A 24,399-nucleotide genomic window follows, 5' to 3' on the forward strand; every position below is an offset into this window, starting at 1 on the left:
CCCGTAGCTTGCGTGCATCTTTTGCGAAGCAAAAGTGTGACTCAAGCGCAGCGGGTTGCGTAACCGTCACATTTTCCTGTGGACGTTGTTTTCGGCCACGCTCCGCAGCTGTCACACCGTCAGCATTGCCCCAATATCACCCAAACTAAAACAGCCAAGCGCGTCCATCAACTGTCCAGGCTCAAGTGGTTTACCATACCTGCCATAGGTCATGGCTTGATATTTATGCCCGACAAGTTGCGACACAATATGCTCTTCGAAATTCGCCCGTTTCATCTCGTCAATGAAGGTATGACGAAAAGAATACGCAGTAGCACGCTCTCCTGCTTTGAATCCGAGGCTATCCAGAACGCGACCAAATGTATCGCGATAATCTTTTGACCAGTCGTGGTCATCACCTCGCGGAGTAAGGTCAAACAGTTGGGTCTTCTTGGTGCGTTTGCGTTGGTTTACATAAGCAACAAACCCTAGAGTTCCAGTAACGTGGGATGAATAGGTATGACTCGCCGCGAAGAGGCGTTTTTAAGCCGTCGTGTGTTTCCTGTGTCGGTAAATTGAATGCAGGGCTGCCCGTCCAACTGAATATCCTGAACACGAAGCTGACACACTTCAGAAGGCCGACATCCCTGATACATCATCAGTAAGGTTATCCATTTGAACTGTTGTGATTGCTTTGTATACGCATCGCTTTGCAATAACCGCTTTAAATCGGTTAAATCCCAGCGCTGTCGCTCATCATGTGCATGATGGTTAAGCTTTGTCGGCGGTTTAATTACAGTGAATGGGTTGCTGGCGACTTGCTCTTTGGCAACGCACCAGTTGAAAAACTGTTTATTGGCTGCAAGGTAGTCTTTAAGGGTTTTGTGGCTTAACCCTCTGCGAAGCAATGCACCACGGTATTCCATGGCAATGCCATTGGTCGGCTTAATTGCCCCCTGCGCTCTCATGTATGCCAGAAAATCATCGCAGCGTTGTGTCAGTTGCTTGAGGGTAAGCTGAGTGACCCCTTCTAGTTGTTTAGTGGCAACAAACTGCTCTAGCGTCACACTGTCGATGCCGCCTTTTGCCTCAGGCTTTCTGACCGTTGTACTCAGCTGAGGTGCGCGAGTTTGGACTTCTGGTTGTTTTCGATAATCCTGACGTAATACATCAATCGCGTCAGCAAGTTCCGCTTTAAAATCAACGAAACACAGCGACAGCCTGATGGCCTTTTCAAACAAACCGTGAAGCAATTGAACTTGCTCGATATTTCGCAGGTAAGCAGTCTTGCGCTCGCGGGTCAGAAGGAAGAATTTGAACTCTTTGGGGTAACCACTTTCACGCAGTGAAAGTGGAGTTGCAATACGTATGTAGTAAACGCTGTTGGGGAGTCTCAATAAGTACATCTGTACCACCTTTCTGTGCAAGGTGATTTTTGAGAACCCAGATACGAAAAAACCGCTGTAAAAACAGCGGTTTAATCTTTCAATTTGGCGGAGGGATAGGGATTTGAACCCTAGATACGCTATTAACGTATGCCGGTTTTCAAGACCGGTGCTTTCAACCACTCAGCCATCCCTCCGTAGGTGCGGCGAATATTATAAGGGTAAGGCAACGCTGTAAAGCCTAAATTTAAGGATTTACGTTCGTTTGAGCGGGCTTTAGACACTTTGCGCAATGACGCATCACATCCAATAAAAAATGAACAGGGCAGCCTAAGCCGCCCTGCCCTTATTCTTCAGTTTTGCCCTTAACCAAAGCGTCCGCTGATGTAATCACGGGTCAGTTTGTGCTCTGGGGCGTTGAAAACCTGCTCGGTTGTGTTCACTTCCACCAGATCGCCAAGATGGAAATAAGCGGTGCGGTCGGAAACACGCGATGCCTGCGACATGGAGTGCGTCACAATCACGATACTGAAGTTGGTTTTCAGCTCTTCAATCAGATCTTCAATGATGCCAGTGGCGATAGGGTCGAGCGCAGAACATGGCTCATCCATCAAAATCACTTCTGGCGCAATAGAGATAGTTCGGGCAATACACAGGCGCTGTTGCTGACCACCGGAAAGACCGGTCGCTGGCTGATCCAAACGGTCTTTCACTTCCATCCACAAGCCAGCGCGGCGCAGCGATTGTTCCACCACTTCTTCCAGCTCGTCTTTGTTATCTACCAGACCATGAATACGGGGGCCATAAGCGACGTTGTCAAAGATGGATTTTGGAAACGGGTTCGGACGTTGAAACACCATGCCAACCTGAGAGCGCAGTTCAACAATCTCCTGATCCTTGGCGTAAATATCGTGATTATCCAGCATGATTTTACCGGTGACTTCACAGCCTGGCACTGTGTCGTTCATACGGTTAAGGCAGCGAAGAAACGTCGACTTACCACAGCCGGATGGGCCAATCATCGCCAGTACCTGCTTTTCGCCTATGTCGAGGTTCACATTGCGAATCGCAGGTTTAGCGCCATTTTCATAGCTGACACCCACATTGCGGGCTGTCATACGAGGCGCATCCACAAAGGCTACGCCGCAGGTTTGCTTGGGTGCAGCGGTTTTTTCTGCGGCCTTTTGCTTAGTATTTGCCATCTGGCCTGCGTGAGTAATTACAGTTGTCATAGTTCTACTCCTACCATCTGCGCTCTAAGCGCTTACGCATGATCACTGCGCATGCATTCATTACTGCCAAAAACGCAAGCAACACCATGATTGCGCCAGACGTATTTTCGATAAATCCCTTCTCTGGGTTTTCCGCCCAAAGGTAAATCTGAACCGGCAACGCGGTCGCGGCATCCAAGGGCCCAGACGGCACGTCAACGATAAACGCCACCATACCAATCATCAGCAGCGGCGCCGTCTCACCCAGCGCCTGAGCCATACCAATGATGGTACCGGTCAGCATGCCGGGCATTGCCAGCGGTAAAACGTGATGGATCACCATTTGCATTTTTGATGCGCCCACGCCAAGCGCGGCATCGCGCACTGAGGGTGGCACTGCTTTGATGGATGCACGGCTGGAAATGATGATCGTCGGCAGCGTCATCAGCGTGAGTACCAGACCGCCTACCAACGGTGCGGAGCGCGGTAAATCTGCCACATTCAGGAACACAGCAAGACCTAACAAACCGAACACGATAGACGGCACCGCAGCCAGGTTGTTGATGTTGATTTCAATCAGCTCTGTCACGCGGTTCCGTGGCGCGAATTCTTCCAGATAAATCGCTGCAGCCACACCAATCGGGAAACTCAGTACCAGGGTGACCAACAAGGTGTAGAACGAGCCGACGGTTGCTCCCCAGATCCCTGCTAGCTCCGGGTCACGGCTGTCGCCATGGGTGAAGAAGTTAGTGTTGAAGACGGTACGTACCCGCCCTTCTTTTACCAGTTCGTCATACCATTCGATTTGCTGGTTCTTGAACTGGCGGCCATCTTCCGGCGTGCTGGCTTTGATGTTGCCTTTGTTGTACTGGTTGAAATTGTCACCGGCCAGTGCCCAGTAGGTAATGGTTTGACCAACGAGGGACGGGTCTGCCATCACGCGGTCACGTAAGTCGTATTCCGCGCCATTTGAAATGAAGCGGTAAAGCTCGCGTTTTTGCTTGCGCCCTTCAACTGGCACTGCCTCCAACAACGCTTTACGCAGGACTTTGCGATAGCTTGCCTGCATCAGGGCTTTCTGGTCTGTTTCGTTGCTGTCAACGCCGAGCGCCTCGGCAGACAAGTCAACCTTGAGCTCAATTTCTGTGGTGAAAAAGGCGGTATAGCCTTCCCCGACAATGGTCGTCATCAATACGATAAGAAAGGCGAACGCCATGGAGATCGAGGCGATACCGTAAAAGCGGAAACGCTTTTCCTTTCCTCGCCGACGTGCAACACCAGCCTTTACGCGCTCGCGCTTGGTCTCGGCGATTTTTAGTAATCTATCAGTCATACTGCTCTCGATATTTTTTCACGATACGGAGTGCGACAAAGTTCAGCGCCAGTGTCACGACAAACAGGGTTAAACCAAGGGCAAAGGCTGCCAGGGTTTTCGGGCTGTCGAATTCCTGATCACCCACCAGCAACGTCACGATTTGCACCGTCACTGTGGTTACCGAATCCAGCGGGTTTGCTGTGAGGTTGGCGGAAAGCCCCGCCGCCATTACCACGATCATGGTTTCACCAATCGCGCGGGAGACGGCAAGCAATAAGCCACCAACAATTCCGGGCAAGGCCGCGGGTATCACGACATTGACGATGGTTTCAGAGCGCGTTGCCCCAAGCCCCAGCGAGCCGTCACGCAGCGATTGGGGAACCGCAGTAATGACATCGTCAGACAATGATGAAACAAACGGGATAATCATGACGCCCATGACGGCGCCTGCCGCCAGTGCACTTTCTGAAGAGACGCCCGAAATACCAATGGACTCAGCAACATCCCGGATAAAGGGTGCTGCGGTCAGGGCGGCGAAGAAGCCGTAAACCACAGTAGGAATACCGGCCAGCACTTCCAGCACAGGTTTAACAATGTTCCGGACATTAGGCGATGCGTATTCAGATAGATATATCGCACTCATCAAACCGATTGGTGCGGCAATACACATGGCGATAAAGGAGATCATCAGGGTACCGGCGAAAAGCGGAATGGCGCCGAACGCGCCGCTGGCACCTTGTTGGTCAGCACGCAGCGCTATCTGCGGTGACCATTCAGTACCGAATAAAAAGTCGGTAACCGGAATAATTTGAAAGAAGCGGATGGCTTCAAACAGCACCGACAACACGATGCCGAGGGTAGTCAGGATTGCCAGAGTCGAACAGAACATCAAAAAGAACTGCAGTGTCTTCTCAACGTAATGACGTGCTCTGAGTTTGGGTCTTACCGCACGCCAGCCCAGTGCTAACCCCACCAGAGACAAACTTAGCACAGCGACAAATTTCAACGTTTTGCCGATGCTTTCTAATTCCAGGTAGTGGTTGGCTGCAGCCTGAAGCTCCGGGGTTTTAGCCGGAAGAATGCCGTGGGCAATATGAATGATCTGGCCGAACAGAAGCTGCGGGTTCTCCTGTGCGTCAATGACCGCCTTGGGTATTTGTGCCATCACCAGCGTGCGCACGAGTTCTGGCTCAACGGCTTGCCAGATTAACATCAAGAGTACAGCGGGGATTGCTGCGAGAATGGCAGCAAAAGAGCCATAGTAGGCGGGTCGGGAGTGAAGTTTGCTCAACCCGCCTTCGGCAGTGGCAATGTCACGGGAGCGTTTTTTAGCCAGCAGATAGGCACTGAACGTAAGTACCAACACCACCACTAATAAAGTCGACGTCTGCATCCCTTATCCTTAATTCCTTTTCACCCAAACCGCCTCTGGGGCGGTCTGGATAAATACTGCAAAGGCGGCGCATCATTGGATGCACCACCCTGGGTTTTGGTTATTACAGGTTTGGCGTCAGAGACACCGCATCGTTACGAACCAGTTTCCAATCACGCGCTGACAGTGGGATCAGGCCGCGGTCAGCCAGGTAACCTTCGTCACCAATCGCATCTTCAGACGTAAACGCTGACACGTACTCTTTCAGGCCAGGAATCACCTCTGCGTGTGCTTTCTTCACGTAGAAGTACAGTGAGCGAGAAACCGGGTAAGAACCGTCACCGATGGCTTCAAACGTAGGCTCTACACCTGCAATACGTGCGCCTTGCACTTTGTCAGAGTTTTGGTCGAGGAAGCTGTAACCGAAAATGCCGAACGCATTCGGGTTAGCATCCAGTTTCTGTACGATCAGGTTGTCGTTCTCGCCCGCTTCGATGAATGCGCCATCTTCACGAATGCCGTGACATACTGCTTTGTACTTCTTCTTGTCTTGCTTCTTCATCGCTTTCAGCTCTGGGTACTGCTTACAGCCGCCTTCCATTGCCAGCTCTACGAATGCATCGCGGGTACCAGACGTTGGTGGTGGGCCCAGAACTTCAATTTTGGTCGCTGGAAGAGAAGGGTTGACGTCTTTCCAGGTTTTGTTCGGGTTTTCGATGAGGTTGCCGTTCGCATCAGGAACCAATTTAGCCAGTGCAGTGAAAAGATCTTTCAGAGTGATATCGAACTGCTCAGACTTTTTAGAGTTAGCGAAAGCGATACCGTCATAACCGATTTTGATTTCGATGATGTCTTTCACGCCGTTCTTTGCACACAGCTCGATTTCAGAGCTCTTGATTTTGCGCGATGCGTTGGTGATATCCGGTGTGTTTTCACCCACACCTTGGCAGAACAGCTTGAGACCGCCGCCGGAACCGGTGGATTCGATTTTCGGTACTGAGTACTCTGAAGTGCGACCGAAGCGCTCCGCGACAACAGTGGCAAATGGGTAGACTGTTGAAGAACCAACAATACTGATGTAGTCACGGGTTGCAGCAGCAGCGTTGTTTACTGCGAAAGCAGACAGGCATACCGTCGATGCCGCAATCAGGGCCTTAAGTTTCACATCAACCTCCAAGTCGATATCTTTTAGATTCAGCAGCAGTTCAACCTGCCGCAAAGTGATTTTCGCTCAAAAACTGAACATAAAATTAGAAGACCCTTGTGACACTCCGCTGAACGAAATGTGAACATTTGATTACGACAAGCAATACGAACACATCCCACCATTCATGAAATGAATTCGTCATCCCATTGCAACATCACCGCCATAGCGTAAAGCAGCGCTTATTAGCAGTGTTAAGCGTGCATAACTAAATGTGGCTTTAACAAGGAGGATGTAACGAATGGCGCATTCCGTGAGTACCGAACGGGTAGACCATGATGCTGGCGAGACGGTAAGAGCCCATCATGGAAAGCAAAAACCCAGGGTTCTGTTTTTGTGTGATGGTCAGGAGGGCCATGCTTTGGTGGCGCAATCGATTCTTGCGCACAAGGCGGACAGTCATTTTGTCGGGTACAGCGCCCACACCGGGACAGACAGTGATGTCCAGCCCGCCTGTCAGCTACTTCACCAGTACAATATCCGTTGTACGGATGAACGTTTTCAGCCGGTCGATGCCTATAAAGAAGAACATATGGATTTTCTGATCGCCCTGTCACCCGGCTCAGTGCAATCAGGCAAACCCCTGCCGAGCTACAAGAAATTCATTCCCTGGGATATCACCGAAGGGGGCAGCACTGACGATAAACAGCGGGTGATCAAATACATTAACGACCAGATAAACTATTTCCTTTCGGTCTACCTCTACCGGTAAGGCTGCGTCAAACTGACGTAATGGTGACAGGACGACGGGATGCCGATACCGCGCAGTTTCTCCCGTTCGATTTGGCCTCTTTCAGCGCTGTATGGGCAAGGTTGATTAAGGCATCCAGCGCCCTGCTGAATGGAATATGTTCTTCACTGTCGCTGCGAAACGCGCAATAACCAATGCTGAGTGTCACCGGTTGGCCTTCGACTTCGCACAACGCCACCTTTTCAGCCATCCGCTCACACACTTTCACTACTTCCGATTGCAACGTATCTGGAAGCCACACCAGAAACTGCGTACCGTTATAGCGGGCGACATAGTCATAATTGCGAAGTGCCTGACGAAGCGACGTCGCCACCGCTTTTAATATACGGTCGCCCTCTTCGTGGCCATGCTTTTCGTTGAACATATGGAACAGGTCGATATCCACCAAGGCAATTGCCCCTTCCCCATCACGGCGGATAAGCTGGTTCAACTCCCGGTGAAGATAATCAAAAAGCGCAGCGCGACTTGGCAATTCTGTCAATGGGTCAACCTGTTGCAGGTTGTTCAGCCGCTCACTGAGCGCCCGGTAAGACTCCCGCGCCCCCATGATCTCTTCACGGTATTCCTCGTTTTCCAGTTTAAGTTCAATCAACCCGGCAAACAGCAGCAGCGTATTTTCATCCCCCGTAGCATTAGCGTTGGAATCGGCAGAAATACTGAGCGTGCCCCACACGGTGCCACAGTAATAAATCGCCACCCCCCAATACGCTGAAGGCAAGCGGTTAATCGCAGGATGACCCGCCAGCTTTTTGTGTTGTCGCGTGTTTGGAGCCATGAGCGGTTTTTCCAACCCCGCAGCCACGCTGCAAAAGGCACTGTTCAGAGACACCACCTCCCCCGCTTTGGCGCTGATCACATTGCCATTGGAGTAGCATTCGATCACCTGCAATTCCTGCGCATCAATTCGGGAAAGGCAGGCACAATCTGCGTCAAACTGCCATGCCGCAATGCTCAGCAGCTCTTTGACCCATTCTGAAAATGTCAGCTCTTTGCGGCGGGTGAGTTGTTGCAACTTTTCGATGGTCACGGCAAGGGTAGATGACTGTGGCGCACTGGCTTCCATGGCATTACCTTTTTGTTTTATCAGTAAGAAATAAATAGCACATTTACGCCCAAACGATCTGATCTTGATACTTCATTCCGGCCTCACATGCCTCGCCAGAATCCGGCTATTCTCCTTTTTCACTTCCGCCCGTTTACGCCAGCCCCAAAGCCTCTCCCTTGCCTCGCGCGCCGCTTGTTCCAACTCAACAACCGGAAGGGGATATTCACCGTCGGCAGCGACCGTGATGCCATAAAGCTGCTGCTCCATTGGCGTCAATTTCCATGGTTCGAACAGCAATGGCACGGGTACACCACGAAGCTCCGGTAGCCAGCGACAAATAAATGCGCCCTCCGGGTCATGTTCCTGGGCTTGTTTGGTGGGGTTGTAAATGCGGATGGTATTGGTACCTGTCACGCCCGCCTGCATCTGGAATTGGGGGTAGTGAATGCCGGGCTCAAAATCCAGAAACAAGGCTGCAAGATGTTTAACACCCAGGCGCCAGTCAATATTCAGGTGATGACACAGGAAACTCACCAACATCGCCCGCATGCGGAAATTGATATACCCCGTCGCTTGAAGGCAGCGCATACAGGCATCCACTAGCGGAAAGCCTGTCCGCCCTTCTTTCCAGGCCTTTAAATGCTCTGCGGCTTTGTCATCATCCCGATAGGGAAAACCGCTGTATCCGGCGTTCACATGGCGAAACTCCATCTCGCATTCACTCTCGAACTTTTGGATGAAATGACAATGCCAATGCAAACGGGAAGAAAAAGCGGAAAGCGCCCGACGCCAGCCCGCTCTTGACCAATTTGAGAGCAACGTCTGGTAAACCTCGCGCACACTGATATTGCCCCACGCCAGATACGGTGACAGACGAGAACAATGGTTACGGCTTTGGGCTGGCTTGGAAATGCAGAAAGCGTAGTCTTTCCCCCGCCCTTCATAAAAACTGTCGAGGGTTTTCCGCGCCAGTGTTGCCCCACCGGTTTGCATGCCTTTACGTTTTATCTGCCAGCTCTCAGGCGCAGTATAGTGCGGTAAGCATTGCTCCGGCACCGTGCAGAACTGGGCGCCATCTAGCCGTGGTGTTTCCAGCGGTGCACGCATGTAAGTGTCCCATGCCTTGTCCCACATTTTCCGGTCTGTCGCGCCACGCTGCACCGCTCCATGCTGATATTCGTACCAAGCAATGCCCTTTTGCTTGCACCATTGTTGTATTTGCCTGTCGCGAATGAAAGTGGATGCAAGACCCACTTCTTCATGGGAATAAATAGCATCGATATCTACGCTGCTCGCCAGACGTCTGAAAATATCGCCACACTCGCCATAAACAATCGTCACCGTTGCATCAAAGTCCGCCAACTGGGCGTTCAAATCCTCCAGTGATTGCCAGACAAAACGCCAGTGCCTTTCATCATAATGTTCGTCATCCAGCAACATGGGCTCAAACACGTAGAGCAACAAAACAGGAAAACCCGACCGGACAGCCGCCGCCAGAGGCGCATGATCTGTAAGGCGAAGGTCACGCTTCAGCCAAACAACACTGACCCGTGAATTCACCGTTAGTGGGCTTTCTTCCATAATCTGTCCGGTTAATCGTCAAAGGATGAAAAAGTTACGTTTTCACCCCGCGATGCGATCTGCCCATCCCGGCAAGTTTTGAAAAAAGGAACGGAAAGTTCAGTGCGTTGAATCTATGCTGAACACAACAGCCGGGGAAAACGTGATGCAGGAGAAAACACCGTTATGCCAACTGTAACGTTCAGTAAATCAGGAAAACGTGTTGATGTTGCCAGTGGCAGCACCTTGTTGGATTTAGAAGATAAAGGGCTCAGTGAAGTACCTTTTGGATGCCGCTCTGCCGCCTGTGGCACCTGCACCATTGATGTTATTAGCGGCATGAATAACCTCAGCCCTAAAGGTGTTGAAGAGCAGGAACTGTTAGATGACCTCGACTTGGATGGCTCCCGTCGACGCTTGGCATGCCAGTGCTCCGTTTATGGTGATGTAGAAATTGACCCGGTGAATGGGTAGTTTTGACAGTTACGTGTCTAATCGGCGCACAAACGCGCAATTTAGTGTCCCGCATTTTGATCCAGACCCTATGCCACCGGAAAGTTTGCGGTAAAATTTCGCCTTTCCGGTGTTCTCACCAACGTCTTCTTTTCCGCAATAACTCTCTTAAGGTAAAAGTGTGATTACCAAACTGCCTAAATGGGTAGAGTACGGGGCTTTTGTTCTCGCCCTGTCTGCCGGTATTGTTAACGGCATTGGCCTGCTTGGCTTTGAGCATCAGGCTATTTCTCACTTATCAGGAACGGCCACCCTGATAGGCACAGATCTGGTGAATGAGCAGTCCGTCAAACTGATCCATCTGTCGATGATCTTGATTGGCTTTTTTGCCGGTGCCACCTTATCCGGTCTGGTACTGAAAGACGGTACGCTGGCACTCGGCCGCCGTTATGATTTGCTGTTGCTGGCCGAAGCTGCGCTGCTGCTTGGTGCCATTTACCCGCTGCTAAACAATGACTACTACGGCCTTTATTTTGCCGCTGCCGCCTGTGGTATCCAAAACGGTTTGGTTACCGGCTACAGTGGGGCGATTGTGCGTACCACCCATATAACCGGAGTCATTACCGATTTGGGATTGATGTTTGGGGCATTTATCCGCGGCGAACCGCTCAACAAGCGCAAGTTGGTGCTGTTCACAGTTATCGCCATAGGCTTTGTGCTTGGTGGGGTGATAAGCGCCCTGATCTTCCCTGTGATGGGCTCATACGCTTTTGCCGTACCTGCGGGTGTTTGCGTGATTCTGGCGATTGTGTACCGTCTACATATGAGACACGTGCACGTGCGTTTGCGGGACATCTAATTTCTTGAGGGGCGACAATTTACACTGTCGCCCTTTGTGCCATAGTGAGGGTTTGCGGAAAAAATGTTCACAAGGATGAAACATGAAAGACGAAACCCTCGCCATTCACGCCGGATACCAAACCGACCCAACGACTAAATCAGTCGCTACCCCTATCTACCAAACCGTTGCCTACGAATTTGACAGTGCCCAGCACGGTGCAGATCTGTTTAACCTCGCGGTACCGGGTAACATCTATACCCGCATCATGAACCCAACCAATGATGTACTTGAGCAGCGCATGGCAGCACTTGAAGGTGGCCTTGCTTCTTTGGTGGTCAGTGCAGGCAGCGCAGCCATCAACTATGCCATCCTGACTCTGGCTGAAGCCGGTGACAATATCGTCTCTACCCCGCAGCTTTATGGCGGCACTTACACCCTGTTCGCGCATATGCTGCCAAAACAGGGCATCGCGGTGAAGTTCGCAAAAGATGATAAGCCAGAATCCCTGGCTGAGCTTATTGATGACAATACCAAGGCAGTTTACTGCGAAAGTATTGGTAACCCGGCGGGTAACATCATCGACATCGCCCGTGTTGCAGAGCTTGCGCACGCCAAAGGCGTTCCCGTGATTGTGGACAACACAGTCGCCACCCCTGCCCTTTGCAAACCAATTGAGTTTGGCGCTGATATCGTGGTGCACTCGCTGACCAAATATATTGGCGGCCACGGCACTACCCTTGGCGGCGTGATTGTTGACTCAGGCAAATTCCCGTGGGCGCAGCACAAAGACCGTTTCCCGGTATTTAACCAGCCAGAACCGTCATACCACGGCGTGGTCTATACCGAAGCTTTTGGTGAAGCGGCCTTTATTGGCCGTGCGCGTACAGTGCCTCTTCGCAACACAGGTTCTGCGTTGTCACCAATGAATGCCTTTATGCTGATGCAGGGGCTGGAAACCCTGCCACTGCGTATGGAGCGCCATGTGGAAAATGCGCTCAAGGTTGCTGAGTTCCTGAAAGGGCACGAGAAGGTGAGCTGGGTCAGCTATGCCGGTTTGCCGGAGTCCGAGCACCATGCACTGGCACAGAAATATATGAAGGGTAAGCCTTCCGCTATTCTCTCGTTCGGTCTGAAAGACGGCTATGACGCGGGCGTGCGTTTCTATGATGCATTGGGATTGTTCAAACGTCTGGTGAACATTGGAGACGCCAAATCACTGGCATGCCACCCGGCATCTACCACTCACCGTCAGTTGAGTGAGGAAGAGCAGGCGCAAGCAGGTGTATCTCCGGAGATGATCCGCTTGTCGGTCGGTATTGAACATATTGATGACATCATTGCGGATCTGGAGCAGGCGCTGAACACCTGATAGCACCTAGATTAAACGCGAAACCCGCCATATCCGGCGGGTTTTCTTTATATGCCCATATCAGATCAACGTTTCCGGCCACCAAACAGAGAGCCCAACAAGCCGCGGACAATCTGCCTGCCAAGCTGACTTCCCATCGCACGGGCAGCACTTTTTGCCAGCGAATCGACAATATCCATCCCGCCTGAACTGGTGCTGCGCGACGATGCAGAACGCGACCTCGTTGCAGCCGGTTTCACCTCTGCCGCTTTCGCTTCTTCCGCCGCAATTTGCTCGGCTTTTTGCTTTAACGCTTCATAGGCGGAGTGCCTGTCGATAGCTTGCGTGTACTTAGCTTTAAGCGGTGAACGCTCAACGCGGCTTTCACGTTCGCTCTCTGTTAAAGGGCCAATTCTTGATTGGGGCGGCGCAATAAGCACTCTTTCTACGACTGTCGGTGTTCCTTTCGCATCAAGGCGGGAGACCAGTGCTTCACCAATACCCAGCTCAGTCAGCACAGAAGCGGTATCGAGATCTGGATTGGCGCGGAAATTTTCCGCCACAGACTTAATCGCTTTCCTGTCCTTTGGGGTAAATGCACGCAGAGCATGTTGAATTTTAAGGCCCAGCTGCCCCAGAACATCGTCAGGAATATCCATCGGGCTTTGGCTGATAAAATACACCCCAACGCCTTTGGAGCGGATCAGCCTGACGACCTGTTCCAGTTTTTCCAGTAAAGGCTTGGAAGCATTTTCAAACAGCAAATGCGCTTCATCGAAAAAGAACACCAGTTTTGGCGTCTCTGCATCGCCCTGCTCGGGCAATTGCTCAAAGAGTTCAGACAGAATCCACAGCAGGAAAGCACTGTAAAGTCGGGGCGATTCGGCATAGAGGCGGGTCGCATCCAGCAGGTTAATCACTCCCTTGCCGGAAAAGTCCACCTGCATCAGATCCTGAAGTTCTAACGCGGGCTCACCGAAAAACCTGTCGCCGCCCTGTTCTTCCATCACCAAAAGCCTGCGCTGAATTGCGCCGATACTCTGGGAGGAGATATTGCCGTAATCGAGCGAAAGGCTTTTGGCGTTTTCCCCCATCCACTGGAGCATGGCGCGCAAATCTTTCAGATCCAGCATTAACATGCCCTGATCGTCTGCAATCTTAAAAGCGGCATAGAGAACGCCTTCCTGGGTGTCATTCAGCTCGAGCAAATTCGCCAGCAATAAGGGCCCCATCTCTGAAATGGTGGTTCTGACCGGCAGTCCCGTTTCACCATAGATATCCCAAAAACTGACAGGAAACCCCTGACGGCTGTAATGAGGAAGCGGAATTTGCGCCAGACGCTCGTCAATTTTGGGATGGGGCTTGCCCGTTTCAGCAATGCCAGAAAGATCACCTTTAATATCAGCGGCAAACACAGGTACGCCCAGCTGGCTGAAGCCTTCCGCCAATACCTGCAAAGTGACCGTTTTCCCTGTTCCTGTCGCCCCGGCAATCATCCCGTGCCGGTTACTCATCTTGCCCAACTGGGGGATCGCTTCGCCGCGCGCGCCGCCAATGGTAAACGCTTTTTCACTGTTCATCCGGTGAACCTTTATCTGCCTTGTTGTAAGGCAAAAGATAGAGCAGGTTGCGGGGTTGATATGTTGTGACGGTGAGACTGATAGCAGAAGGCTTTGGAGCGTCAGAAGCTGATTTTGCAGGTGCAAAAGGTTGGCGAATGCCCAAACGGGTCAACATCGCAATTTTTTTCACTTTTTAGTTAAAGTAATACAGCGGGTTACCGATAAAGAAAGGGTCAGAACATTGTCTCAGGTAACCATGCAAATTCACGCGCTCGACAAAGCCCAGTTAATAACCGATGTACAGCTAGGTGATAACCTAAATCATGCTGTTACTCAGGGCCGTCGTTCGGATTTTGCATTGATGCTGGCGCTACTGTCTGGTGATGCCACAGAGACAACCCCGCTTGAACCACCCTATCCAGAAACTTCAACAGAAGATGATCTGCGTAAAGCGCTGAGTTTGCCTCAACCTGCCCGACTGAGCGCAGAAGAAAGGGATTATGAACTTTGTGGCACTCAAGCCGCATCATTCCATAGCGCCGGATTGGCAAGTGCCAAACTTAATCACTGCGTTTCACCGTCTGCCCTGCATTTTCCTGCGGTAGGAACCCATGGTTTGGGCGAAGATGTCTATCACAATCTAGACGGCCACCTACGAAGAAAGCTGGATAGCGAAAATAACAAAGTCGCAGGCCTCAGCACTGCTGCCCTCTACGACCAATTGGTATCCGCAAAACGCTTTAACGAGCTACACGTCGCCATCTAACCCTCTGTTTATAAACGAATTGACCACTCTGGCTATCATAGTCAAGTTTCAGGTTCAACTTCTTGCGTCATAAAAAATCAAACTGTGATCACTTACTAAAAAATTAATTTTGCACACAGTTTACACAACCTTTTTTGAACAATTTCACACCACTTTCACAGATCATGGTCCAAGATTGTTATCCGCCCTTGAAAAAGCTGGGTATAAGTTGTTAGTTAAGCCGTATAACAATCTCAAAAGTGGTAAACAGACAACAAAGGTCAAACAATGAATATCGCCAAATCTGTCATTGTGATCACTGCAGCAGGAACCCCAACGGGGCGAGCTATGGCTGAACACTTCTGCAAACTCAACGCTCGCGTGGCGTTGGTTGATACAGATTGCCAGAAACTTCAGGCAACTTATGAAGCGTGCCTGAAGGCGGGTGGGATCTGTTTTTCGTTTTTCCTTGCCAATCGCAGTGTGGATAACATTGCTTATCTGTTTGAAGAGATTAACCGTGAAATGGGTGCTGTGGATGTGCTGATTAATTATTGGCAAGCTGGCAGCTCTGTTCCAGGATTGTTGACGCACAAACACCCAGCAAACGACAGCATTGCAGACACTATTGCTGATGTGGCATCAAACCTTTACCTGTTTGGGCGGGGCGCTGCCTTCAATATGCTGGACAAGGGCCGTAAAGGGGTGATTGTAAACATTCCCGGCGTAATGTCTGATCAAGGCGTTAATCAGGCGCTTGATAGTTCGAACGCGGTAATTAAGGGGCTCACCCAAAGCTGGGCGCAAGAACTGGAGCACGCAAACATTCGCGTAGGTGGTGTATTGCCGCGTATGCGACATTCTGAAGACGGTAACGTGCGTTACCACCCCGCGGTAAACTACGACATGATTGATGGTGCCGCTTACATCGTTGAAAACGACAGTTTCACTGGCCGTATCTTAGAAGCTGCAAGTTGAACGGCCGGTGAAATTTGCCGTAGCCGCTTCTAGCCCATTTAATTTGAAGTTCTCTGTTTTCCGGTGATGAGTATTACCACTCATCATTAGGGACAGTTTTCCTCAATTGGGTAATGCCACTGCCAAAAAAAAGCCCGCTAACGCGGGCTTTCTCTTTGGATTTGAATCAGCAATTATGCTTTAGCTGCTTCTTTTTTTGCTTTCGCTGCTGGTTTAGCGGCGGCTGCAGTGCGGTCTTCGCTTTTCTTGATAACGGTAGTGCCTTCGAAAGTTTCACCTTCTACAAACGCTTTACCGTAGTAAGCCGCCAGCAGGACTTCTTTCAGTTCTGCAATCAGTGGGTAGCGTGGGTTCGCACCAGTACATTGGTCATCGAACGCTTCAACAGCCAGCTCGTCCACTTTCGCCAGGAAGTCTGCTTCCTTCACGCCTGCTTCCTGAATAGACATTGGGATGTCCAGGTCAGTTTTCAGCTCGTCCAGCCATGCCAGCAGACGCTCAATTTTCTGAGCAGTGCGGTCGCCAGCTTGGCTCAGACCCAGGTGGTCAGCCACTTCTGCGTAACGACGACGTGCTTGTGGGCGGTCGTACTGAGAGAACGCAGTTTGCTTGGTTGGGTTGTCGTTTGCGTTGTAACGAACAACGTTAGAAATCAGCAGTGCGTTTGCCAGGCCGTGTGGCAGGTGGAACTCAGCACCGATTTTGTGCGCCATTGAGTGACATACACCCAGGAAGGCGTTCGCAAACGCGATACCAGCGATAGTTGCTGCGTTGTGCACTTTCTCACGAGCGATTGGGTCTTTCGCGCCATTCGCGTAGCTTGATGGCAGGTATTCTTTCAGCATCTTCAGTGCTTGCAGAGCCTGACCGTCAGAGTATTCGTTCGCCAGAACAGATACGTATGCTTCCAGAGCGTGAGTCACTGCATCGTAACCACCGAATGCGGTCAGCGACTTAGGCATGTTCATCACCAGGTTCGCATCTACGATTGCCATTTGTGGTGTCAGTTCGTAGTCAGCCAGTGGGTATTTCGCACCAGTCTTGTCGTCAGTTACAACCGCGAAAGGTGTGACTTCTGAACCCGTACCTGAAGTGGTAGTGATACAAACCAGTTCCGCTTTCTTACCCATTTTAGGGAACTTGTAAATACGTTTACGGATGTCCATAAAGCGCATTGCCAGTTCTTCGAAGTGCGTTTCTGGGTGCTCGTACATTACCCACATGATTTTCGCTGCATCCATTGGTGAACCACCGCCCAGGGCAATGATTACGTCTGGCTGGAAGCTCTTCATTGCTTCTGCGCCTTTCTCAACAACAGTCAGCGTTGGGTCAGCTTCAACTTCGAAGAAAGTCTGAACTTCCATGCCTTGCGCTTTCAGCAGGGCAACCACTTCATCAGAGTAACCGTTGTTGAACAGGAAGCGGTCAGTTACCACGAATGCACGCTTCTTGCCTTCCAGATCACCCAGAGCGATTGGCAGGCTGCCACGACGGAAGTAGATAGATTTCGGTAGTTTGTGCCACAGCATGTTTTCAGCTCGCTTCGCTACAGTTTTCTTGTTGATAAGGTGCTTAGGACCCACGTTCTCAGAGATAGAGTTACCGCCCCAAGAACCACAACCCAGAGTCAGTGATGGTGCAACGTTGAAGTTGTACAGGTCACCGATACCACCGTGAGTGGTTGGGATGTTCACAAGAATACGTGCGGTTTTCAGCTTGTCGCCGAAGTATTTGATACGGTCTTGGTTTACGTCCTGGTTGGTGTACAGACCAGAGGTGTGGCCGATACCACCGATTTCAACCATAGTTACCGCTTGAGCTACTGCGTCTTCGAAGTCAGTTGCGCGGAACAGACCCAGTGTTGGAGACAGTTTCTCGTGTGCGAATGCGTCGTCGTAAGAAACTTTGCCCAGGCCTTCACCGATCAGTACTTTAGTGTCAGCAGGAACAGTTACACCCGCCATTTCTGCAATTTTCACTGCAGGCTGACCTACGATGTTTGCGTTCAGCGCGCCATCAATCAGCAGCACTTTACGTACTTTGTCCGCTTCTTCTTTGCTCAGTACGAAACCTTTGTGAGAAGCAAAGCGCTCTTTCACTTCGTCATATACTGCGTCAACAACGATTGCAGCCTGCTCAGACGCACACACTACACCGTTATCGAAAGTCTTAGACATCAGGATAGAAGCTACTGCACGTTTGATGTCAGCAGTTTCATCGATAACAACTGGAACGTTACCCGCACCAACACCGATAGCTGGTTTACCAGAAGAGTAAGCCGCTTTAACCATGCCTGGGCCACCTGTTGCCAGGATCAGGTTGATGTCGTCGTGCTTCATCAGTGCGTTAGACAGTTCTACTGAAGGCTGGTCGATCCAACCGATGATGTCTTTTGGTGCGCCCGCTGCTACTGCTGCGTCAAGAACCAGTTTTGCTGCATCGTTAGTAGAGTTTTTCGCACGTGGGTGTGGCGAGAAGATAATACCGTTACGGGTCTTCAGAGAAATCAGAGATTTGAAGATCGCGGTTGAGGTTGGGTTGGTGGTTGGAACGATACCACAGATGATACCTACAGGCTCAGCGATAGTGAAAGTACCGAATTCTTCGTTTTCTTCCAGAATGCCGCAGGTTTTTTCGTCTTTGTATTTGTTGTAGATAAATTCAGAAGCGAAGTGGTTTTTGATGACCTTGTCTTCGACAATACCCATGCCAGATTCTTCGACAGCTTGTTGTGCCAGAGGAATACGGGCGTTGTTAGCAGCCAAAGACGCAGCGCGGAAGATTTTGTCAACTTGCTCTTGAGAGTAAGTTGCGAACTCTTTTTGCGCTTTCTTAACACGCTCAACCATTGCGTTGAGTTCGGCTACGTTAGTTACAGGCATAGTTGTCTCCTACATACCTAAAGTTTGAAAATTATTTAGTAACTACATGCTCATTTGGTTAGAGGCCTAAGCAACACAACTCCCCTGTGTGCCTTGGCAAGCATTTAGTAAATAACTTTCAAAACTGATTATAGGATTTCATAAAAGCAGAAAATTGATCCGGATCATGTGTAGTAAACTTTCACAAAGAATTTCACCACACGGTCAATTTTTAAGCAAAACACCCTGTAATCGACGTCCTGAAAGCCAAAAACCCCAAAAAAACCACGTGAATGTAACACATGCGCATTGTGTCTCATACACTTGTATAACCCCTTTTGTTTTCAATGTCGCGGCAAGATTTCTTTATGTGATCACTATCACGCATATGGTTGTTGTAATTTTTGTACAGGTAATTTTCCACACAAATGCAACGGATTATATTTAGTACACTTATTGGTCTTTTTCGCCTTGAAAACCCTAAAAAAGATATGCCAAAAAATATTCACACCTATCCCGCTGCTTGTGATTGGCATTTACTCTTTCGGCGCTATACTAGCGCCCGCGAATGCACTTTGTGCGATCTGCGTCTAATCCTTCCGTTTCTCAGATTTCGAGTGTTTGGGAATGAACAGCATCGAGCTTGTAATATTTTTTCAGTTTTTCATCGGTTTGTTTGCTGCGGTGAACCCGCTGGGCATCATGCCAATCTTTGTTTCGCTGACTGCACATCAGGCACCGGTAGAACGCAATAAAACCGCCTACATCGCGAGTATTGCTGTTGCTGCCATTCTAGTGGTGTCTCTGCTTGCCGGTCAGTTACTGTTGGACTTTTTTAGCATCTCTCTGGACTCATTCCGCGTCGCGGGCGGCCTGCTGCTGGTAAGCATCGCCTTTACCATGATGAGCGGTAAGCTGGGTGAGGATAAGCAGAACAAACAGGAGCAGTCGGAATCAGTCAGCCGTGAGCAAATCGGCGTTGTGCCTTTGGCGATGCCTTTGCTGGCAGGCCCGGGTGCGATCAGTTCGACAATTGTATACGCCAGCCGTTATCCAAGCTCAGTAGACACCGTCGGTTTGATTGTGTGTATCTGTCTGTTTGCTGCAGGTATCTGGGGCTTGCTGCGTCTGGCTCCAACCATCGTGAAATTCCTCGGCCAGACCGGTATCAACGTGATCACACGTATCATGGGTCTTATCCTGGCGGCGTTGGGTATTGAATTTATCACCAATGGTTTACGTGCACTGTTCCCAGGCCTGAGTTAAACCGCAAGGTTTGGTTGGGATACCGAGAACAAAAAAACGCGCCGGGCACTGTCCGGCGCGTTTTTTATTGGGGTTTGTTTATCAGCTAAGGTCGATGTTTTTGGTACCAAAGAAATATGTCACCAGGAAGCCCACGGTATAGGCCACCAACAAACCACCTGTGAACACTGCCATCCCCGCGAATATCCCATCCGGTGACGTCATCAGCGGGATAGCCACTATGCCGGAAGGGCCGAATACGGTGTTCAAACCCACTGGCAAGCCCAGGGTCGAAATAAGACCGATAAAGAAGCCACCGCCCGCCCCGCCGATACACGCTGTAATAAAGGGCTTCACGCGCGGCAAGGTCACACCGTAAATCAATGGCTCACCAATCCCAAGAATACCCGGAATGATGGCACCTTTGATTTGAGTACGGATCACCGCATCTTTCTTCGCTTTGGCATACAGCGCCAGAGAGGCACCGACCTGACCGGCACCCGCCATCGCCAGAATTGGGAACAGGGAGTTAAAGCCCTGCGCTTCCATCAGCGCCAGATACACAGGGACAAACCCCTGGTGAATACCGAACACCACCGAAATCAGGAACAGGCCTGCCAGAATTGCCGCGCCCAACGGGTTGTCGTTCAGGTTCAGGAACAGCCAGGACATACCTTTAAACAGCTCACCGCCGATAGGCATGATCACCAGGAAGGTTACCGCGCCCATAATGAGCAAGGTCACCACCGACGTGAGTATCATGTCGAGGTCGTCAGGCATGTATTCGCGCACCTTGCGCTCCACCTGTGCCCCCAGTATTGCTGCCAGCAACACACCGATGATGTTACCGCGTGGGTCGATCGCGAAGCCGAAAAACTCACTCATCCCGGAATAAAAGCCCCGGGTTGCTTCCGGGTCATAGCCCAAGACAAAGAGCGACGCCAGAATGGCACCGTTAACACCAGAACCGCCAAACGCCTGCTGGGCGTTGTAGCCAATCAGGATGCTGAGGAAGGCAAACAAGCCCTTACCGAACACTTTCAGGTAAGCAACCAAATCGACCATGAACTCGCTGGGTGTTTGGCCAACAATAAAGACCTGTTCCAGAAGAGTGGCGATACCCAATAGCAAACCGGCAGCGATAAAACCTGGGATCAGCGGGGTAAAAATGGTGGCAAATTTGCTTAGAAAACGTTGCACCGCGCTGGTCTGTTTGCTTTTCATCTGCTTTTTCTGCTCGGCAGCAATCGCAGACAGATCGTTATTCACCGCCGTCGCTTCTACCACTTCGCCGGATTCAATCATTGCATTCATCATCTCGGCAGCAGATTGTGCTTTCCCTGGCCCTAAAATGATTTGTAGCTGTGAATCACTTTCAATGACGCCCATCACACCGGCGATTTTCTTGATCGCCGTGTGATCGGCCAAGTCAGGATTTGCCAGCGACAAACGCAGCCGGGTCATACAGTTTCCGCATTTGGTGACGTTGCCACTGCCACCAACCAGTGACAGCACTTCCGCTATCATGGGTTTGGTTATTTTTGCCATACAAGGAACTCCTTACAATTACCCGCACCTATCAACGGTCATTGAGTGCCGCGCGGATAAAGCCTTGGTGTTGAGCCAGTTTTAGTTTTGCTTCTTCAGCATCAAAGCCACCAAGAAGCATGAGGATTGCGGTTTTGCAGTGACGGTTGCAGGCAGACAGGGCTTGTTCCGCTTCTTCGGCAGACACACCGGTAGCCTCTACAACGATATTGGTTTGGCGCTGGATAAGCTTGGCGTTGGTCGCCTCGACATCCACCATCAGGTTGCCGAAGACCTTGCCGCTTTTGATCATTGCGCCCGTGGTAAGCATATTGAGCACCAGCTTCTGCGCCGTACCGGCTTTCATACGCGATGAACCCGTGACGACTTCTGGGCCAACAACCGGTGTGATTACGATGTCTGCATGCGCTTCCATCGGACAGCCAGGGTTACAAGCAAGAGAGACGACTTTTGCACCGACTGACTGTGCGTACTCCATCCCGGCAATGACATACGGTGTGCGGCCGCTGGCAGCGATACCCACTACCACATCGCAGGCTGAAAGGTTCAGACCCACCAAATCCGCTTTACCCAGCTCGCGGTTGTCTTCGGCATTTTCCACCGCCTTGAGGATGGCTTTGTGACCACCGGCAATCAGACCTATCACCATATTGGGATCGCTGCCGTAGGTCGGCGGACATTCACTGGCATCCAAAATACCCAAACGGCCAGACGTACCGGCGCCCATATAAATCAGGCGTCCACCTTGCGCGAACGCCGCAGCGACGGCGTCCACTGCTTGCGCGATCTGCGGCAGCGTCTTTTCTACCGCCAGGGCTACCAGTTGGTCCTGTTGGTTAATCACCTGCAGCATTTCCTGGGTTGTCAGGGTATCTATTTGTGCGCTGGCAGGATTACGGCTTTCAGTGACCAGTTGGGTTAAATCAATCTTCATTTTCTGTCTCTTCGTCAGGAGAATTGCGGGCAATCGTACGGAATAAAATATTCCCATTTAGTGATAAAAATCACAGCTGAAGTTATTCTTATTGGCGTGATACGCTGGAATAATGGTGTCTAATTGCAGTATCAGAAATGAAGAATCGGCCATAACGTGTTGATAAAAATAAACCACACAGTATTCATGGCAATTTTCCATTTGGAATAATTTATTCAAGAAATCAGGAAAAGAATGTCTGTCCTTCAACGAATTGTCAGCCGCCGTACCCAATTGTCTGATGCCGGGCGCCAGATTGGAGACTGGGTGCTTGCTAACCCAGCCCTCAGCACGACACTGACCAGCCAGGTTTTGGCTGCCAATGCAGGGGTCAGCCAATCCAGCATTGTTAAATTTACCCAGCGCCTGGGATTTAAAGGTTACAGCGAATTTAAACTGGCACTCACTGAGGAGCTGGGAAGGAAAACGGCGCTGGAAAGCCAGCCCTTGCACAGCAACATTCTGGCGGATGATCCGCTGGCGGTGACGGCGCAAAAACTGGTACAGGCCAAAACTGACGCAATGTTCCACACCACCAATGCATTGCGTCTGGATGAGTTTTCAAAAGTTATTGAGTGGCTGGATCAGGCCAAGCGGGTTCAAATCACGGGTATCGGCGGTTCCGCCCTCACCGCCAAAGATCTCGCCTTCAAATTACTGAAGCTTGGCATCACAACGCTCACCGAGCAGGACAGCCACGTACAAATCGCAACGGCGCGGATTTTAAGCGCCGGAGATGTACAGATCGCCATTTCGTTTTCCGGCGAACGGAAAGAGATTCTGGTGGCAGCGGAAGCCGCCAAACAGCAGGGTGCAACCTTGATTGCCCTCACTGCGCCGAGAAAAAACAAACTCCGCGAATTGGCGGATATTTCGCTCGATACCATTGCTGATGAAAACCAGTATCGCACTTCGGCCATTGCCTCACGCACCGCGCAAAACGTGCTGACCGATCTGATTTTTCTCTCTTTGGTACAGCTGCGAGAGGCCTCTGCGAGACAACTGATTGACGATATCTCTTCCGATATTCGCCAAATCCTGAAGTGATGCCGATCCCGTTGATTAGCATTGCCCAACAAAATCCCTGTGCCCGTCTGCCACTTGACCAATAAAGCGGGCTCAGGCTGCTAAACTTTTCATATCTCATAGAGTTTTAGCGGACATGACATGAGCAGGAATGCTGTTCAGGATTATCTCTACACCACCATTTTCGGTACAGAAACCCAACACGGGAAAGCGTTTGATGTGGCGCTCATCGTCATCATCCTTGCGTCTATTCTGGTGCTGATGCTGGAATCTGTCAGTGACATGCAGGCGAAGCATGGGCATCTGTTTTATGCCCTTGAGTGGGGATTTACCATTTTCTTTACCATTGAGTATGCCCTACGGCTCTATTGCTCCCCTGCTCCTAAAGCCTATGTGAGAAGCTTTTACGGCATCATTGATCTGCTCGCCATCCTGCCCACCTACATTGCGGTATTCCTGCCTGGTGCAAACTACCTGATGGTGATCCGTTTGCTGCGGGTACTTCGGATTTTCCGGATCCTCAAGTTAATGCGCTACCTGCAGGAGTCCGATGCACTGCTCTCTTCGCTCCGGATGTCGAGCCGCAAGATTTTTATTTTCTTCTTTTCAGTGATGGTGCTGGTGACCGTGTTCGGTTCGCTGATGTTTGTGATTGAAGGGCCGGAGCACGGTTTTACCAGCATCCCCTATTCGATTTACTGGGCGATTGTGACCATGACAACGGTGGGTTATGGCGATATCGTGCCGCAAACCAGTATCGGTAAATCACTGGCAGCAATCACCATGCTGATGGGTTATTCCATCATCGCTGTGCCAACAGGGATTATTACCGCACAGATGGGGCAGGATCTGAAACGCCAGCGCCAGCTTATCCGCTGCCCGAACTGCTCGCGCTCAGGACACGACAATGACGCCAGTTTTTGCAAACACTGCGGCAGTGATCTCTCGGCCGATTCCACCCATAAAAAAAGCGAAGCCTGAGCTTCGCTTTTCAAGG

At 50.7% G+C, this 24,399-nt stretch carries 20 protein-coding genes and 1 tRNA gene; 9 read left to right on the plus strand and 12 right to left on the minus strand.

From position 1 onward, the window contains the following. Window positions 1-467 precede the first annotated feature (467 nt). The 6 genes from KU854_RS16510 to KU854_RS16535 form a co-directional block, all read right to left on the minus strand. Window positions 468-1,385: an integrase gene (locus KU854_RS16510; RefSeq protein ID WP_255555610.1), complete on the minus strand. Its 918-nt coding sequence runs from the start codon at window positions 1,383-1,385 to the stop codon at window positions 468-470. Window positions 1,386-1,470: 85 nt separating this feature from the next. Beyond that, a tRNA-Ser gene (locus KU854_RS16515) sits at window positions 1,471-1,561 on the minus strand. 168 nt (window positions 1,562-1,729) lie between these two features. Beyond that, complete coding sequence (pstB, locus tag KU854_RS16520) at window positions 1,730-2,497, minus strand: phosphate ABC transporter ATP-binding protein PstB (RefSeq protein ID WP_472848986.1); 768 nt, start codon at window positions 2,495-2,497, stop codon at window positions 1,730-1,732. A gap of 109 nt (window positions 2,498-2,606) precedes the next feature. After that, window positions 2,607-3,908, minus strand: a complete 1,302-nt coding sequence (pstA, locus tag KU854_RS16525) for a phosphate ABC transporter permease PstA (protein ID WP_218359536.1) — start codon at window positions 3,906-3,908, stop codon at window positions 2,607-2,609. Next, window positions 3,901-5,283, minus strand: coding sequence for a phosphate ABC transporter permease subunit PstC (gene pstC, locus KU854_RS16530; RefSeq protein ID WP_218359537.1), 1,383 nt, complete (start codon window positions 5,281-5,283; stop codon window positions 3,901-3,903). The genes pstA and pstC overlap by 8 nt, the downstream gene beginning before the upstream one ends. Window positions 5,284-5,386: 103 nt before the next feature. Next, window positions 5,387-6,427, minus strand: coding sequence for a PstS family phosphate ABC transporter substrate-binding protein (locus tag KU854_RS16535; RefSeq protein ID WP_218359538.1), 1,041 nt, complete (start codon window positions 6,425-6,427; stop codon window positions 5,387-5,389). Between the two features lie 280 nt (window positions 6,428-6,707). On the opposite strand from KU854_RS16535, the gene KU854_RS16540 reads away from it, so the two are divergent. Beyond that, complete coding sequence (locus KU854_RS16540) at window positions 6,708-7,178, plus strand: hypothetical protein (RefSeq protein WP_218359539.1); 471 nt, start codon at window positions 6,708-6,710, stop codon at window positions 7,176-7,178. Between the two features lie 7 nt (window positions 7,179-7,185). Here KU854_RS16540 and KU854_RS16545 read toward each other — a convergent pair whose 3' ends face one another. Together KU854_RS16545 and KU854_RS16550 are read right to left on the minus strand one after the other, a co-directional pair. Continuing rightward, window positions 7,186-8,280, minus strand: a complete 1,095-nt coding sequence (locus KU854_RS16545) for a GGDEF domain-containing protein (protein WP_218359540.1) — start codon at window positions 8,278-8,280, stop codon at window positions 7,186-7,188. 72 nt (window positions 8,281-8,352) lie between these two features. After that, entirely contained in the window at window positions 8,353-9,843 is a 1,491-nt protein-coding gene (locus tag KU854_RS16550) for an FAD-binding domain-containing protein (RefSeq protein ID WP_218359541.1), read from the minus strand. A 165-nt stretch (window positions 9,844-10,008) separates the two neighbouring features. Between KU854_RS16550 and KU854_RS16555 the strand changes: the two genes are divergently transcribed. The 3 genes from KU854_RS16555 (at window position 10,009) to KU854_RS16565 (ending at window position 12,485) form a co-directional block, all read left to right on the plus strand. Further along, window positions 10,009-10,296 (plus strand): 2Fe-2S iron-sulfur cluster-binding protein, encoded by a 288-nt coding sequence (locus KU854_RS16555; RefSeq protein ID WP_218359542.1) that lies wholly within the window; start codon window positions 10,009-10,011, stop codon window positions 10,294-10,296. A 160-nt stretch (window positions 10,297-10,456) separates the two neighbouring features. Further along, window positions 10,457-11,134: a YoaK family protein gene (locus KU854_RS16560; protein WP_218359543.1), complete on the plus strand. Its 678-nt coding sequence runs from the start codon at window positions 10,457-10,459 to the stop codon at window positions 11,132-11,134. 82 nt (window positions 11,135-11,216) lie between these two features. Then, entirely contained in the window at window positions 11,217-12,485 is a 1,269-nt protein-coding gene (locus KU854_RS16565) for an O-acetylhomoserine aminocarboxypropyltransferase/cysteine synthase family protein (RefSeq protein ID WP_218359544.1), read from the plus strand. A 65-nt stretch (window positions 12,486-12,550) separates the two neighbouring features. On the opposite strand, the gene KU854_RS16570 is transcribed toward KU854_RS16565, so the two are convergent. Further along, window positions 12,551-14,044, minus strand: coding sequence for a helicase HerA-like domain-containing protein (locus KU854_RS16570; RefSeq protein WP_218359545.1), 1,494 nt, complete (start codon window positions 14,042-14,044; stop codon window positions 12,551-12,553). A gap of 130 nt (window positions 14,045-14,174) precedes the next feature. Between KU854_RS16570 and KU854_RS16575 the strand changes: the two genes are divergently transcribed. Both KU854_RS16575 and KU854_RS16580 read left to right on the plus strand, forming a co-directional pair. Continuing rightward, a complete protein-coding gene (locus KU854_RS16575; RefSeq protein WP_255555611.1) occupies window positions 14,175-14,792 on the plus strand; it encodes a VC2046/SO_2500 family protein in 618 nt (205 codons plus the stop codon). A gap of 267 nt (window positions 14,793-15,059) precedes the next feature. Beyond that, entirely contained in the window at window positions 15,060-15,749 is a 690-nt protein-coding gene (locus KU854_RS16580; RefSeq protein ID WP_218359546.1) for an SDR family NAD(P)-dependent oxidoreductase, read from the plus strand. Window positions 15,750-15,922: 173 nt separating this feature from the next. Here the strand turns inward: KU854_RS16580 and adhE are convergent, their stop codons facing one another. Beyond that, window positions 15,923-18,631: a bifunctional acetaldehyde-CoA/alcohol dehydrogenase gene (adhE, locus tag KU854_RS16585; RefSeq protein WP_218359547.1), complete on the minus strand. Its 2,709-nt coding sequence runs from the start codon at window positions 18,629-18,631 to the stop codon at window positions 15,923-15,925. Window positions 18,632-19,237: 606 nt separating this feature from the next. Here adhE and KU854_RS16590 point away from each other — a divergent pair. After that, window positions 19,238-19,876 (plus strand): YchE family NAAT transporter, encoded by a 639-nt coding sequence (locus tag KU854_RS16590; protein ID WP_218359548.1) that lies wholly within the window; start codon window positions 19,238-19,240, stop codon window positions 19,874-19,876. 81 nt (window positions 19,877-19,957) lie between these two features. On the opposite strand, the gene murP is transcribed toward KU854_RS16590, so the two are convergent. Further along, window positions 19,958-21,403, minus strand: coding sequence for a PTS N-acetylmuramic acid transporter subunit IIBC (murP, locus tag KU854_RS16595; protein WP_218359549.1), 1,446 nt, complete (start codon window positions 21,401-21,403; stop codon window positions 19,958-19,960). Between the two features lie 31 nt (window positions 21,404-21,434). Then, window positions 21,435-22,337 carry an N-acetylmuramic acid 6-phosphate etherase gene (gene murQ / locus KU854_RS16600; protein ID WP_218359550.1) on the minus strand — a complete coding sequence of 301 codons (903 nt, stop codon included), beginning with the start codon at window positions 22,335-22,337 and terminating at the stop codon, window positions 21,435-21,437. Between the two features lie 234 nt (window positions 22,338-22,571). On the opposite strand from murQ, the gene KU854_RS16605 reads away from it, so the two are divergent. Both KU854_RS16605 and KU854_RS16610 read left to right on the plus strand, forming a co-directional pair. Further along, a complete protein-coding gene (locus KU854_RS16605; RefSeq protein ID WP_218359551.1) occupies window positions 22,572-23,423 on the plus strand; it encodes a MurR/RpiR family transcriptional regulator in 852 nt (283 codons plus the stop codon). A gap of 120 nt (window positions 23,424-23,543) precedes the next feature. After that, window positions 23,544-24,383 (plus strand): ion transporter, encoded by an 840-nt coding sequence (locus KU854_RS16610; protein ID WP_218359552.1) that lies wholly within the window; start codon window positions 23,544-23,546, stop codon window positions 24,381-24,383. The last annotated feature ends 16 nt before the right edge of the window (window positions 24,384-24,399 follow it).

Source organism: Enterovibrio paralichthyis (genome assembly GCF_019209835.1).
GTDB lineage: Bacteria > Pseudomonadota > Gammaproteobacteria > Enterobacterales > Vibrionaceae > Enterovibrio > Enterovibrio paralichthyis.